At 47.9% G+C, this 14365-nt stretch carries 16 protein-coding genes; 8 read left to right on the forward strand and 8 right to left on the reverse strand.

The window, feature by feature from the left end; genetic code table 11:
- Positions 1-114 precede the first annotated feature (114 nt).
- On the forward strand, positions 115-1926 hold the full coding sequence (locus UM402_RS07475) for a DUF885 domain-containing protein (RefSeq protein WP_058579014.1): 1812 nt from the start codon (positions 115-117) through the stop codon (positions 1924-1926).
- Here UM402_RS07475 and UM402_RS07480 read toward each other — a convergent pair.
- Genes UM402_RS07480 through UM402_RS07495 form a run of 4 tightly spaced genes read right to left on the reverse strand, consistent with a single transcriptional unit; the run spans position 1923 to position 7294 of the window.
- Entirely contained in the window at positions 1923-3308 is a 1386-nt protein-coding gene (locus UM402_RS07480; RefSeq protein ID WP_058579013.1) for a phospholipase D-like domain-containing protein, read from the reverse strand. The two genes, UM402_RS07475 and UM402_RS07480, sit on opposite strands and share 4 nt — an antisense overlap.
- Entirely contained in the window at positions 3305-4474 is a 1170-nt protein-coding gene (locus UM402_RS07485) for a vWA domain-containing protein (RefSeq protein WP_058579012.1), read from the reverse strand. Before UM402_RS07485 ends, UM402_RS07480 begins: the two co-directional genes overlap by 4 nt.
- A 5-nt stretch (positions 4475-4479) precedes the next feature.
- Positions 4480-5313: an AAA family ATPase gene (locus tag UM402_RS07490; RefSeq protein WP_053952320.1), complete on the reverse strand. Its 834-nt coding sequence runs from the start codon at positions 5311-5313 to the stop codon at positions 4480-4482.
- Between the two features lie 43 nt (positions 5314-5356).
- The gene (locus UM402_RS07495; protein WP_053952321.1) at positions 5357-7294 is read right to left on the reverse strand and encodes a PAS domain-containing hybrid sensor histidine kinase/response regulator; all 1938 of its coding nucleotides are present in this window, start codon (positions 7292-7294) and stop codon (positions 5357-5359) included.
- Positions 7295-7390: 96 nt separating this feature from the next.
- Between UM402_RS07495 and UM402_RS07500 the strand changes: the two genes are divergently transcribed.
- Positions 7391-7861 (forward strand): hypothetical protein, encoded by a 471-nt coding sequence (locus UM402_RS07500; RefSeq protein ID WP_058579011.1) that lies wholly within the window; start codon positions 7391-7393, stop codon positions 7859-7861.
- Positions 7862-7873: 12 nt separating this feature from the next.
- Here the strand turns inward: UM402_RS07500 and UM402_RS07505 are convergent, their stop codons facing one another.
- Both UM402_RS07505 and UM402_RS07510 read right to left on the reverse strand, forming a co-directional pair.
- Positions 7874-8941 carry a hypothetical protein gene (locus UM402_RS07505; RefSeq protein WP_058579010.1) on the reverse strand — a complete coding sequence of 356 codons (1068 nt, stop codon included), beginning with the start codon at positions 8939-8941 and terminating at the stop codon, positions 7874-7876.
- Positions 8942-8956: 15 nt separating this feature from the next.
- Positions 8957-9280 carry a DUF3392 domain-containing protein gene (locus UM402_RS07510; protein WP_058579009.1) on the reverse strand — a complete coding sequence of 108 codons (324 nt, stop codon included), beginning with the start codon at positions 9278-9280 and terminating at the stop codon, positions 8957-8959.
- Between the two features lie 120 nt (positions 9281-9400).
- On the opposite strand from UM402_RS07510, the gene xthA reads away from it, so the two are divergent.
- On the forward strand, positions 9401-10210 hold the full coding sequence (xthA, locus tag UM402_RS07515; protein WP_058579008.1) for an exodeoxyribonuclease III: 810 nt from the start codon (positions 9401-9403) through the stop codon (positions 10208-10210).
- Positions 10211-10212: 2 nt separating this feature from the next.
- On the opposite strand, the gene yfbV is transcribed toward xthA, so the two are convergent.
- A complete protein-coding gene (gene yfbV / locus UM402_RS07520) occupies positions 10213-10647 on the reverse strand; it encodes a terminus macrodomain insulation protein YfbV (RefSeq protein ID WP_058579007.1) in 435 nt (144 codons plus the stop codon).
- Positions 10648-10861: 214 nt separating this feature from the next.
- On the opposite strand from yfbV, the gene UM402_RS07525 reads away from it, so the two are divergent.
- From UM402_RS07525 to UM402_RS07545, 5 genes are read left to right on the forward strand one after another with little or no spacing between them, the layout of a single operon-like run.
- Positions 10862-11341 carry a PTS glucose transporter subunit IIA gene (locus UM402_RS07525; RefSeq protein ID WP_322295274.1) on the forward strand — a complete coding sequence of 160 codons (480 nt, stop codon included), beginning with the start codon at positions 10862-10864 and terminating at the stop codon, positions 11339-11341.
- A gap of 7 nt (positions 11342-11348) precedes the next feature.
- The gene (locus tag UM402_RS07530; protein WP_058579005.1) at positions 11349-11693 is read left to right on the forward strand and encodes an arsenate reductase; all 345 of its coding nucleotides are present in this window, start codon (positions 11349-11351) and stop codon (positions 11691-11693) included.
- Positions 11690-12820, forward strand: a complete 1131-nt coding sequence (gene dapE, locus UM402_RS07535) for a succinyl-diaminopimelate desuccinylase (RefSeq protein ID WP_058579004.1) — start codon at positions 11690-11692, stop codon at positions 12818-12820. The genes UM402_RS07530 and dapE overlap by 4 nt, the downstream gene beginning before the upstream one ends.
- Positions 12814-13524, forward strand: a complete 711-nt coding sequence (locus UM402_RS07540) for a M15 family metallopeptidase (protein WP_058579003.1) — start codon at positions 12814-12816, stop codon at positions 13522-13524. The genes dapE and UM402_RS07540 overlap by 7 nt, the downstream gene beginning before the upstream one ends.
- Positions 13497-13658 (forward strand): DUF2897 family protein, encoded by a 162-nt coding sequence (locus UM402_RS07545; protein WP_058579002.1) that lies wholly within the window; start codon positions 13497-13499, stop codon positions 13656-13658. The genes UM402_RS07540 and UM402_RS07545 overlap by 28 nt, the downstream gene beginning before the upstream one ends.
- On the opposite strand, the gene purC is transcribed toward UM402_RS07545, so the two are convergent.
- On the reverse strand, positions 13655-14365 hold the full coding sequence (gene purC, locus UM402_RS07550; protein ID WP_053952331.1) for a phosphoribosylaminoimidazolesuccinocarboxamide synthase: 711 nt from the start codon (positions 14363-14365) through the stop codon (positions 13655-13657). The two genes, UM402_RS07545 and purC, sit on opposite strands and share 4 nt — an antisense overlap.

The raw sequence follows: 14365 nt of genomic DNA on the forward strand, positions 1-14365 counted from the left end.
AAAACTCCTTCTTAAAACGGTGTAGTACTTCTACTGTGCATTTCGCATTTTGGATTGCACCATAACATCCAAACCCCTAGTATTTTAGCAACAATAACGATAATTAAAGGTTCAATGATGAAAAAGGCACTGATTGCGGTTTCTATTTCTTTACTACTAGGTGGCTGCGGCGATGCAACCAATAGCTCTGGCTCTGAAAAAGCCGGTTCAGTTATCAAGCAGTCATCCGTTTCCGAGCAGCTCGATACTATTTATAACGACTACTTTGAACAGAACCTCAAACTGAACCCGCTGCTGGCGACTTACATTGGCGATAAGCGGTACAATGACCAGTTACCCAATTACCTTTCCAAACAACATATTGCCAAGCAGCGTGACTTAAACCAGCGCTTTTTGGAGAAAATATCCGGCATTAATGTCGAACAATTGTCGCGCAGTCAACGCATCAGCTACGACATTTTTAAACGCAAGCTGGAATTGGAGCTAGAAGGTCTGAAGTATCCAGAGCATCTTATTCCAATTAACCAGTTTTATAACCTCGCAGGACGTTTAGCGATGCTTGGCTCCGGTGAGTCTGCACAACCTTTTAATACAGTTCAGGATTATGAAAACTGGGCACTGCGAATGGAACAAATTCCGCGTTTATTTGAACAAGCCATTGCCAATATGAAAGAAGGTGTAGAAAAAAACATTGTTCAACCACGCGTGCTGATTGAAAAAGCCATACCGCAAATTACCGCACACATTGATGAGAATGTAGAAAACACCTTGTTTTGGGCACCTATAACTAATATGCCGGAGTCTGTCACAGAGTCAGAAGCAAAGCAGCTTCAACAACGCTACAAACAGGTATTAAGTGATACAGTTATGCCTGCCTATAAAAAGTTGGCCACCTATCTAAAAGAAGAATATTTACCACACACTCGCACCGAAAGCTTTGGCATTGGCCAACTCCCGGGTGGCGATGCATGGTATCAACACAGAATTGAAGCCAACACCTCGACTCAACTCAGCGCCGATCGCATTCATAAAATAGGCAAAGACGAAGTAGCGCGCATTCACTCGGAAATGCGCGACATTATGGAAGAAATTGAATTCGATGGTAACTTAGCGCAGTTCTTTGACTTCATGACCAATGATCCGCAATTTATTTACGAAAGCCGCGAGGCTATGATTGAAGACTACCGTTCACTGCGCAGCAAGGTCGACGAACGAGTCAGCCAACTTTTCGATATTTTTCCTAAAGCAGACTACGAAGTCAGAAAAGTGGAAGAATTCCGCGAGCAATCAGCCAGTTCGGGGTCTTATCAGTCAGCGCCTGTCGATGGCTCACGCCCGGCGATATTTTACCTGAACACCTATGATTTAGGCTCGCGCCCGAATTGGGCTAAAACGGCACTGTTTTTACACGAAGCCGCGCCGGGCCACCACTTTCAAATTTCCATTCAGCAGGAACTTGAAGACTTGCCCGAGTTCCGCAAGTACGGTCGTGAAACCGCTTATACAGAGGGCTGGGGACTGTATTCTGAAGCATTGGGTTACGATTTAGGTTTATATGACGACCCATACCAACGCTTTGGCCAGCTGGCTGCTGAATTGTGGCGCTCTATTCGATTAGTCATGGATACTGGCATTCATTCAAAAGGCTGGACGCGTCAGGAGGTGCTTGACTATATGTATGCAAATGCGCCGGTAGCTGAGGCGCGGGCAGTTTCTGAAGCAGAGCGTTTTATGGCGCTACCGGGGCAAGCTCTTGCCTACAAAGTCGGTGAATTAAAAATCAGTGAATTACGTCGCCGTGCGGAAGACAAGCTTGGTGACAAATTTGATATTAAAGAGTTTCACCGTGTGGTACTGGAAGACGGCGCTGTACCGCTGGTTATACTGGAGCAAAAGGTCAGACGTTGGATAGCCGAACGACTTTAGAGCAGATGATCGACCGGCAGGCGTGCGGTTAACCACACCGTTAAGCGTCTGCCGATGCCTGCCCCAGGCTCTTTGTAAAGCTTTTGCGCCGGAATTTGGCTTTTATCAAGCCAATACAGTTTATAAAACCGATTCAACCTCGCTTCGTAAGTACGCATGGGTAACTCGTGGTCAAACATTGAGTTAATTTGCATGGCCATCGCTTCCGATTCAATGATAATACCGGACTCTGTGTTAATCTGAGCTGATCTTGGATCGAAGTTAAACGAACCAACGAATACCTTGTTACCGTCAACCGTTACTGTTTTTGCGTGCAGGCTCGACGCCGAACGACGAAAGTACGGTTTCATGTCTTTTCGAAGCGTTTCTTCTGTTCGGCGAAGTTCAAACAACTTTACGCCGGCCAGTAATAAACGACGACGGCGACGCTGATAACCGGCATGCACCGCTGGTACGTCCGTCACCGCCAGGGAGTTGGTCAATACTCGTACCTCAACCCCCTGCTCTGCCAGTTTTTCTAACTCTTTCACACCTGTTGCCGTTGGTACAAAGTATGGCGATACCAACAAAATAGACTGCCTGGCCGAACCAATAGTTTTCGCTATCTGCTGGGTTAAAGAGCGTTTTGGTTTTGAGGATAGGTCTGCTTTTAAAGGGTCATCACTCACTACTTGTGCCAACGCCGAAAATGCCGGTATGGCTTTGGTATCATCCGTCAGCTGTTTATCGGACAACACGTATTGATTCAAATCTTTGGTTTCCTGCTTAGACTCAAAGACTTTCCAAATCTCTTCAAACAGTCGACTGCGGTGACTTCGTTTTATCAGCGAAATAGACCGAGACAGTGCACACAGCCAATAGTGACGCCAGTCTTCCATTATTTTGGCAACTACCGGGCCTCGGGCAATTACGTCTAAGTCCGAGAAAAGCTGACCAGCATGCGTACCGAAATATTCGTCGCCGACATTACGGCCTCCGACAATAGCAATGCGATCGTCGATGATCATGGCTTTATTGTGCATCCGCCGGTTCATACGCTTAAAGTCTGTCAGCCAGTTCACCCAGCGCCAGCGGCGGTGTTTGAATGGGTTAAAAAACTTAACGTTAAAGTTGCTGCGACTGGACAGGTCGCGTAGTAAAGGCTCGATGGGCTTGCTGTGGTGATCATCGAGTAACAAGTCGACAGTAACGCCCCGCTCAACCGCGTTAAGCAGCTCTTTCAACAGCGTTAAACCGCTGGTATCCGGTCGCCACAGGTAGTATTGCAGAGCAATATGCTGCTTCGCCGAGCGCAACAGCTTTACCCGCTCAATAAGTGCCTGATGCGCATCGGACAGCAGTTGAAATTGACTGGCCTGTGCAACTTTAGCCTTGGGTGTCATCGTAGCTTTTCCATAGCCTCTTCAAGTCCTTCAATGGTCAGCGGATACATTCGACCGGCCATTAAGTCGTTTATCATTCGAACCGACATGTAATACTGCCAATATTGCTTAGGTTGCGGGTTTAACCAAGCCACTTTGTCAAAATGGCGAGTTAAGCGCTCCAGCCATGCCTGACCAGGTTCTTCATTCCAATGCTCAACACTGCCTCCGGGGTAAGCAATTTCGTACGGACCCATAGTGGCATCCCCCACAAACAACAACTTATAGTCTTCGCCGTAGGTTTGAATCAGTTGCTGAGTAGGAATCTGCTCTTCCCGGCGACGGCTGTTCGCACGCCAAACACCTTCATACACGCAGTTGTGAAAATAAAACAGTTCTAAGTGTTTAAATTCACTTTTCAGTGCCGTAAATAGCTGTTCACACTGATAAATGTAGTCGTCCATTGAGCCGCCAACGTCCAGCAGAAGAATGATTTTAACGGCATTATGCCGCTCTGCTCGCCATTTTAAATCAAGCAAACCACCTTTTCTGGACGTTGCGGCTATAGTTTCATCAAGATCAAGCTCTGACGCAGCTCCGGTACGCGCGAATTGCCTTAATTTACGCAACGCGACCTGAAAGCCCCGTTGCTCCAGCCGCGCGTTCTTATCTAAGTCTTTAAACTCTCGCTTATCCCAAACCTTTGACGCGCTGCGATTCCGATTACCGTCCTGGCCAATGCGAATGCCGCCCGGATGATACCCGTAAGCCCCAAACGGCGAGGTACCACCGGTGCCTATCCACTTAGAACCGCCTTGGTGCCGCTTTTGCTGCTCCTTAAGGCGCTCGTGAAAGGTTTTAATTAACTCTTCCAGGCTACCAAGCTGCTGAACTTTTTGTTTTTCTTCCTCACTAAGCTCACGCTTTAAGGCGTTCTCAAGCCAGTCGTTCGGAATTTTGTCGGCGACATCGGTCTTTGCCACCTTTTCGACGTACTCGCTAAACGCGCGGTCAAACTTGTCATAGTACGACTCATCTTTAACCAGAATGAGCCGCGACAAATGGTAGAACTGGTCAACATCGGCAAACGCGAGGTTAGCCTTCATTGCCGCCAATAAATCTAACCACTCCGTAATGCTGGTTTTTAGCCCATGTCGACGTAATGTCTGAAAAAACTCAACAAACATAACAACTACCGGCGCTGCATGCGGGCAAGTTCAGTCACTCGTTCAATATCCTGCTCATGTTTCAATAACGCACCAGAGAGCGGCAATAAGTCACCACTTTGCTGGCTTTGTTTTAACTGGCTGGCACTGACATCTTCAGTCAGTAACAGGCGTAACCAATCTAACAGTTCAGATGTTGACGGCTTTTTCTTAAGCCCGGGCACTTCGCGCAAATCAAAGAACAGCGACAATGCTGTATCAATCAGCTCTTTCTGAATATCCGGATAATGCACATCAACAATTTGTTTCAGAGTCGCCTCGTCAGGAAACTGGATGTAGTGGAAAAAACAGCGTCTTAAAAAAGCATCCGGCAACGCCTTTTCGTTATTCGAGGTAATGAGAACAATAGGACGTACACGCGCCTTTACTTGCTCTCCGGTTTCGTAAACATGGAACGCCATTTGGTCGAGTTCATGCAGTAAGTCGTTGGGAAACTCCACATCGGCTTTGTCAATTTCATCAATGAGCAGTACCGGCCGTCTATCGGCAGTAAAGGCCTGCCAAAGTTTACCGGGGCGAATGTAGTTGCTAATGTCATGAACTTTGTCACTACCGAGTTGGCTGTCGCGCAAGCGCGACACGGCATCATATTCATACAGCCCCTGTTGCGCTTTAGTGGTCGACTTAATAGACCAGGTCAGCAGCTCGGTGCTCAATGCATCGGCCAACTCTTCTGCCAGGCGTGTTTTACCAGTACCAGGCTCCCCTTTTAGTAATAAGGGTTTCTCCAGTGTTACCGCTGCATTAACGGCTGTCGCCAACTCTTTAGATACTACGTAAGAACGACTGTTAAACTCCATTCGGCGATCCTATTCTGTTTTTGTCTTAAAAGTGGTGCCCATACTATCGCAAACGCTTATGCGTGTGCGAATTCTGACGCTCTTCAAAGCGTTTAAGGGCTTCGGCAATATCCATTTTAACAAAAGGTTTAGTGACATAATCATCCATCCCCGCATCTATCGCTTGTCTGCGAGTTTCGGGAAAGGCATCCGCTGTTAGCGCCACAATATACGGCTGTTTTATCTTCATTCCACGCAGCTTTTGGGTAGCCTGCATGCCGTCAATATTCGGCATGTGCACGTCCATAAACAGCGCGTCGTAGGAATGCGTACCGAACAATTTAAAGGCCTTTTCGGCATTGCTGACAATTTCCACTTTTTGCCCAAGCGACATCAGCATTTCTTTGATAATTAGCTGGTTAACTCGGTTGTCATCAACCACCAAAACACGGTGGGTCGCAAGGCTTGGCAGCTCTCTTTTGGGCGTATGCGCACTTGCTCCTGTTTGTGTCCTCATGGGAAGCACGACAGTAAAACACGAACCTTCGCCGGGCACACTGTCGACCCGAATAGTGCCATCGAGCAACTGCACCAAACTTCGGACAATTGCCAGTCCCAAACCACTGCCGCCCTTCGGCCTGTTCAAACCGTACTTTTCCTGCTCAAACAGCTGCCAAATACGCTGGGTATTTTCAATGCCTACGCCGGTGTCTTTCACTTCTATAATAAGCTCTCCGACAAAGTCAGACTCCCGGTCCCAGCTAGCAGAAAGACTAATTTCGCCGGTCTCAGTAAACTTCATGGCATTATTCACCAAATTACTGACCACTTGCGCCGTACGCGACTGATCCATTTGTGTCACTTCAGGAATATCCGGGGCTATATTCAGAGTAAACTTGAGGCCTTTGTCGACGATTGGCTTTTCAAACAAATGCGCAATGTGCTCAAGCACTTTTTTAGGCGAATGCGAGCCCAAAACCAGCTTTAACTGCCCTTCTTCCGCTTTGGTCAGGTCGAGAATATCGTTCAAAGTAGTCAGCAAATAGTCGCCACTGTCTTTAATGGTTTCAACCAGATCACGCTGCTTACTGTTGAGCTCTGACGCTTCTAAAACCGACGTAACTCCGAGAATACCGTGCAATGGCGTGCGTATTTCATGAGACATGTTCGCCAAAAATACGTTTTTCGCGTGCGCTGCTCGTTTTGCGTCTAATTCAGACTGCTTCTGTTCAGTCAGGTCAGTCACGGTTCCGGTAAAACGAGTGGCTCTGCCGTTTTCGTCATGCTCAATGACTTTTCCGCGGTCCAACACATAAACCCAACTGCCATTTCTGTGACGAATACGGTGCTCGCTCTCGTAATAAGGCGTTACACCATCAAGGTGGTTCTTTATCGACTCCCACACTTGCTCATAGTCGTCGGGGTGCAAAATACTGGACCAGTTCGCCACGTGCGCTTCTAGTTCATGCAGCTCCCAACCAAACATCTGTGCCCAGCGCTCGTTATACAAAGTCACACCGGTTTGCGGGTTCCATTCCCAGGTACCCAAACGTGTCGCATCCAGCAAGAGTTTAAGGCGATTACGCTCTGTTTCTAAGGCTAGCTCCAACTGCTTACGCTCGGTAATATCAATAAGATACCCGTACAAGTAATTCACGCCATCATCGTCGGTGATAACCACCGTGGTATCCGATACCCAAATATCGTGCCCATTGGCATGCTTTAAGCGGTAGTCTTCGTGAGTAATAGACTCTCCAGACTCAAGACTGGTGAGTGCTTCAACTTCTGTCAGAACCCGAGGCAAGTCTTCTTCGTGCACCAGCGACTGATACTCGATATCGCGATTCATTAACTGGTCTTTCGGGTAACCCAAAAGCGCTTCGACATTGTCTGACACGAACAGAACCGGCCAGCCCGGCACATCTTCCCAAATAAAAAGACTCAGGCAGTTCCCTGCGTTTAATAGCGCGGCGAGGTTATCATTTGAAATTGGCGTTTTCATTGAAGCGCGAATAGTCCTTGTTACTCAGGCAGTTTGCCCACTGAAAAACATAGTGTACACTGACGCCAACAATAACATAAAAATAACCAATTCCGGATGAGTCAGGCGAACGTCAACGAATGGCAAAACGCATTATTACAACAGGTTGATCAGCTCATTGAGCTGGCCAAGACTCGCCTGCCCGCTAAAAATAAACCCACGGTTCGTGGTCCTGAGTACTGGCAACGCTTTGCTAAACACCACTACGTACGAGCAGCCAATTTAATGAAAGAAGGTCAGGGTTTTGAAGCAGCTAAGCATTTTCGCCGCGCTGCACTGTTCGGACACAGCAAAGCCATGCTGTATTTAGGCCAAATGTTTATGCAAGGTCGCGACTTACCCCACAGTATTTTTCATGCCTGCTGTTGGTTAACATTGGCAGAAAATGCCGGTGAAGAGGGAGCAAGCGAACTGCTGCAGTCACTGATTCATCAATTAACCGCAAAACAACTGAATAGCGCCCGACGCTTGGCCGCCGAGCGTTTTGAACAGTTATGCGACGCCAGTTTTGATACTCACGGCTTGTAAGGGTTTTAACAACTAAGGCGTCCAGAGTTTTACTTTTTCTCTTAACGTGCCGTTTTCTACCCAGTCTTGTAATTGGTCACCCATTCGACGTCCAGCGTCAATTGCTTTACGCCAGTAGTTCATCCGTGTTTCTGCATCTAAATTAGCAAAGTCGGTTCTGTCCGGAATTTTTCCGTAAGGTAACGATTTTATAAACGCTTCTGACGGACTAATAAAAATGACATTAGGCCACTTCTTGCCAGTAGTCCGACGCCAGGTAAGTCGTTTATCGAACCAGCCCGGAATAACGTCGCGATTAAAGTGCGGGTATAGCACCAAACCGTCGACATTGCTGAAGTCGAGATCGAAGTGGTAGTCAGTGACACCGCCGTCACGGTAAATGCCTTTAGGCGCACCAGGAATGTCCTTAACTCCATCGAGCACTAAAGGAATTGAGCCAGTCGCCAAAATAGCGGGCTGGAAGTTCTCTTGGCTCAGCGCGACTCGGGTAGTGGGTAAATCATTCCAGTCTTTTGTAAACGCGGCATCAGAGTCCGGATGGTGGAAAATAACACGCTCATAAAAGCGACCTAACCAACGTCGGTTAATGCCATTGGCAACCGCTGAATTCAACAGTCCAACGAGTTGTCGACGTGACTCCGAGGCTGTCCACCCGCGACACCGGGCAACAATAAAGTGATGACGGAACGCTGACTGCCCCAATATTTCTTCAACGGCTTTGTCAGAAATGTACTTATCGAGCAGTATTTTGGCTTCGCGGGTAATTTCCGCCCGATCGGGCTTTTCACTGTAGGTTTGTGTGCTGTAGAGCTGACAAAACAAGTCACTGGCAGCGACCGGGTCCTGCTGACCAAGCGCCGCAAAACGCCATGCACCGGCAGAGGTGCCCAGTGTGTTTAAGGGCTTGTCGTTATTTTTAAAAAAGTCGCCGAACATCCAACGGTCAATGCCCTGCAGCACAAACCACTTTGGTCCGCCTGAGGCGCCCAACAACAAGCCAATGTCGTCAGCGGTTAACTGCTTTTCCTGAATGTGCTGATACGCTTGCGCACCGGCTTTAATATCAATCCAGTCGCTCATACTACTGTCCCTGATTTATAATTGTTTCTTTCGTTCGGCGAGAATACCCAGCAAAAAGACAATGCCTATAGTGCTGACAGCTACAAACTGAAGTGGTATGTGACCCAGCCAGCCGGCTAAAACCGGTGTAAACCAAACCAACAGCCAACCATAGCCAAAGGCGCACACGACTACAAACACTAAGGTTCTGAAAAGGAAGTGCCAATGCGCGACCTGGCGCTTTACCATTTTATTAATTTCATTACCGTAAATGACCAACAAAGTGGCCACAATCATCATCGCAATTTCATAAAAATGCGGACGAATCATCATTCCTAAATTATTAAGTAGCTGCTGCACGTCTTATTCTCCCTACCTAACGCCCGCCCGAGTATACGAACTTTCTTATATTTTCGCATCCCAAGTTTTTCTCCGCTTATGTTATGCTTTTGGCAAAATTGCATGACGACAGGACACTCAATGAAAGTAATATCATTCAATATCAACGGTATTCGCGCACGTTTGCACCAACTTCAGGCGGTTATCGATAAACACCAGCCCGATGTTATCGGTTTGCAGGAAACCAAAGTTCATGACGACCAATTTCCCCTGGCAGATGTCGAGGCGATGGGTTATCACGTCATTTATTATGGCCAAAAAGGTCACTACGGTGTTGCCATGCTCAGCAAAAAGCCGTTAGAAAACCCACAGTTTGGCTACCCGACTGACGGTGAAGACGCGCAGCGCCGAATGATTATGGGTGACTACCCACTTGAAAGTGGTCAACGTGTACGTGTATTGAATGGCTACTTCCCACAGGGCGAAAGTCGTGACCACCCCACCAAATTCCCGGCTAAAGAGAAGTTTTATCAGGACTTAATGAATTACCTGAATACCGAACTCTCTGCCGACGACCCGGTGATTGTTATGGGCGATATGAACATTTCGCGCATTGACCATGACATTGGTATTGGTGAAAACAACGCCAAGCGCTGGCTACGCACCGGTAAATGCAGCTTCTTACCCGAAGAGCGTGAGTGGATTCAAACACTGATGAACTGGGGCTTCCAGGACACTTACCGCCTGCTGAACCCGGATACGGACAACGAATTTAGCTGGTTTGACTATCGCTCTCGTGGCTTTGACGACAACCGGGGCCTTCGCATTGACTTAATTTTAGCGACCGAGAGCCTGGCCGAGAAATGTGAAGATACCGGCATTGATTACGAGCTTCGCGGTATAGAAAAGCCTTCTGACCACGCTCCGGTTTGGTCGACCTTTAACGTGTAATATTAATGTTCATGCGGCGGGAGCTGATCAAGCGCCTGTCGCAGAACAATGGCTAAATCCATGTATCGAGGCGCTTTGTTGTTAGCCGCTTTAACCGGAATACCTTGCGCCTCAAGCTTCTGCCTTAGCTCCAAATACCAACGTTTTAACTGCGGCTTCAGCTGCTGCTGTGAACGCCACCCCAGCCAATAGATTCCCTGTAACGGTAAACTCAGCATAATCAACGACAGCATAATGCCTGTTGCCAACTGCTCCTGTGGCAAAAACTGCCAGGTCAGTAATGCATTAATTACTGCTATACCCGGCACCCATTTGACACCTTTACGTGTCATTGGAATAACCCGGGACTCTGTCATTGCCGCAACCACTGAGTGGTGAGGCCACGTTTCAGCGTAGGTTTTTCCGTCACGAAGTGTTTGAAAAAACGACTGGCTCAACTGAATAACTCCTAAAACCGCTGCATTAATGATCAATTAAATGACCGCTGTACGATATTCGACCTTTACAAATAACCTTTACTTTTCAGTGCCTTACACTGTTACAACCGTGTAGTGCACAAAGATATCCACAGATAATGTGGATACAGTTGATAAGCTTCCCGCGCTTTGTCACTATACTCTTAAAATTAACGCCATAAGAGGGTCAACCGCAGTGCCCCAACCTCAGCTTCCATCAATATACGCGCCCATAACCGGGCGGGTTCAGTCGGCGCGTTCTGCCTCTGCTATTCCGGGAAGCGAATTGCTTGGCCGAGGCCTGCAACTCAGCATAACAGGCAGTACCTTATATGCGCCAGTATCCGGCGAATTGCTGCACTTAAGCCAGAGTGGCGATTATATCGCCATTAAAGTCAACGAGCACTTTTCCCTGCAACTCATTTTAGGTCGTGGTGAACAATACTTAACGCATGACGCGCTAAAAGTGCTTTGCCGCCAGACCAAGCGAGTGGAGCAAGGTGCACCGCTTGCCTCGTTAAACCTCCCCAGACTACGCAGTTTACCGCAGTCACAGCAAGGGTTAAGCGTGTTATTATCTGCATTAACCGAGCAAGCAAGTGAATTGCCCGTGCACTGGCTGCAAAGCGGCCGTGTTTTTGCCAATGAAACCTGTCTTAACGAAGAACCGGAGTAATAGAAGTATGTTGACCATTTACGGAATTAAAAACTGTGACACTGTTAAGAAGTCGCTGAAGTGGTTAGATAAACACAGCGTTGACTATCAGTTTATTGATGTTCGTGAGCAACCTCTGGAAAAAGAAACGGTTCTGGACTGGCTGAGTGAACTGCCGGCTGAGCAACTCATTAATAAACGCAGCACCAGTTGGCGTAATCTTTCTGACGACCAAAAAGCCTTAACCGATAATAACCAGCTGGCCGAACTGGTAGCAGAGCAACCGACCTTATTTAAACGTCCATTAGTAAAAGACAGTGACGGTATTCACTGTGGCTTTAAAGATGCACAGTGGAGTGAACGCTACTTATGAGTTCCGAAACACTGGCATTAGCCAAAGAGCTTATTTCCCGGCCCTCTGTCACACCAGAAGACGAAGGTTGCCAGCAAGTTATTGGTGAATGTTTGGCAGCACTGGGGTTTGAACTGGAAACCATGGTGTTTGAAGACACCACCAACTTATGGGCACGCCGCGGTCAGGGGCGTAGAGTGTTCTGCTTTGCCGGGCACACAGATGTTGTTCCACCGGGTGATGTCAACGACTGGCAGTTTCCGCCATTTGAACCCACTATTCATGACGGGTACTTATACGGCCGAGGTGCTGCCGACATGAAAGGCAGCCTGGCGGCTATGGTGACGGCCACCGAAGCTTTTATCGAAAAACACCCCAATGTTGATGCGGATATCGCCTTTCTCATTACCAGTGACGAAGAAGGCCCTTTCATAAACGGCACCAAACGTGTGATAGAGACTTTACAAGCACGTAATGAGCCAATTGATTGGTGCATTGTTGGTGAACCGTCAAGCACCGATAAGCTCGGTGACGTGGTTAAAAACGGGCGCCGTGGCAGTTTAACCGGCGACTTAACGGTACTGGGCATTCAGGGGCATGTTGCTTACCCTCACCTGGCGGATAACCCAGTGCATAAAATAGCGCCCGCGTTAAGTGACCTGGTTAATGAGCAATGGGACGAAGGCAACGCAAGCTTCCCTCCGACAACGTTTCAAGTGTCCAACATAAACGCCGGCACCGGTGCGGGCAATGTGATACCCGGTCGTATAGACACCCAGTTTAATTTTCGCTTTTCCACAGAAGTCACTGCTGAAGAATTAAAACAGCGCACAGAAGCTATTCTGGACAAGCACAACTTAAAATACTCACTGACATGGAAGCTCAACGGCCCACCATTTTTAACCGATTCCGGCGGTTTAATTGAAGCGGTTACCCACGCCATACAGGATGAATGCGGATTCGAGACTGAGTTATCTACCGGCGGCGGCACATCTGACGGTCGCTTTATTGCGCCAACCGGTGCACAAGTCGTTGAGTTAGGGCCGGTGAATGCCACCATTCATAAAGTGAACGAGCGAGTGAAGGCCGACGATCTGGACAAACTCAGCGCGCTCTACCTGCGTTGTATGGAGAACCTGCTGTGTTAACGCTAAGGCAAGTCACCGGCGCCGACGAATCGCATTTGGTCGATATAGAAAACCAGCGACTCGAAGAACAAGCGGCAAGGGCCTACGTTAAGCTCAAACAAGCGGCTTCGAATAACGGCATTGAAGTTCGTATTGCATCGGGATTCCGTTCTTTAGATCGCCAGCTGTCAATTTGGAATCGCAAGTGGCGGGGAGAGCTCACTCTGCGCAATAAAAATGGCGATATTATTAACGCCAATGCCTTAAGCGATACTGAAAAGTTGTGGGCGATATTGCACTGGTCGGCACTTCCAGGTGGCAGTCGACATCATTGGGGAACAGATTTAGACGTTTATGATCCGCGCCCTTTCGAAGCTGACAAAACGCTAAAATTGGAGCTCGTGCCCAGTGAGTACGTCAATGAATCCGGCCCGTGCTATGAACTATGGCAATGGCTTACTCAGCACGCTCATGAGTATGGCTTCTTTTTCCCGTATGCCCGTTATCAGGGCGGTGTCGCACAAGAGCCCTGGCACTTAAGTTACCGGCCAATTTCCAGTCAGTGTCACAAGCTGCTGTCATTAGAGGTTCTGGAGGGCACTATCAGTGCGCTCGATCTTGAAGGCAAACCCTGTATTCTGGATAACCTGCCAACGATAAAAAAACATTATATTGATACAATAACTGAGGATGAAGGATGGACGAACATTTGGTGTGGTTACTAATAGCCCTGGTAATAGGCGTTATTGTCAGTAACCTGATGGTCTTAAAGTACAGTGCGAAATTTAAATGGCCCGGAACAAAGTCGTCAGAAAAGAAAGACGACTCTGAAACGGACCACAAAGACAAGCAGGATTAAATATCCGCGCCTAGTCGCTTAGCTACTTCGCGATACGCTTCAACAACACCACCAAGACCCTGGCGGAAACGATCTTTGTCGAGCTTTTCACGGGTTTCGGCGTCCCATAAGCGGCAGCCATCCGGGCTAAATTCGTCGCCTAACATGATTTCGCCGTTAAAGACACCAAACTCAAGCTTATAATCAACCAGCAGCAAGCCTGCATCAGCAAAGAGCTTTTTCAGAACATCGTTCACTTTGAACGTCAATTCTTTCATTTTCTCAATTTGCTCAGCTTTTGCCCAACCAAATGCCTGAATGTGATACTCGTTGATCATTGGATCGTGCAGCGCGTCGTTCTTCAGGAAGAACTCAAAGGTTGGTGGATTTAATTCCATACCTTCTTTAACGCCTAAGCGTTTAACCAAAGAGCCCGCAGCATAGTTGCGCACCACGCACTCGACTGGAATCATGTCGAGCTTTTTCACTACCGACTCGGTATCGCTGATACATTCATCCAACTGGGTTGGAATACCGGCTTCTTCCAGCTTACTCATAATAAAGTGGTTAAACTTATTGTTTACCTTGCCTTTATCGTCAAGCTGCTCAACTTTTTCACCGTCAAAAGCCGATGTATCGTTACGAAACTCCAGAATTAAACGGTCTGGATCATCGGTGTGGTAAACCGTCTTCGCTTTACCCCGGTACAACTCACTGCGCTTTTCCAT

This window comes from Idiomarina sp. OXR-189 (genome assembly GCF_034373425.1).
Classification (GTDB): domain Bacteria; phylum Pseudomonadota; class Gammaproteobacteria; order Enterobacterales; family Alteromonadaceae; genus Idiomarina; species Idiomarina zobellii.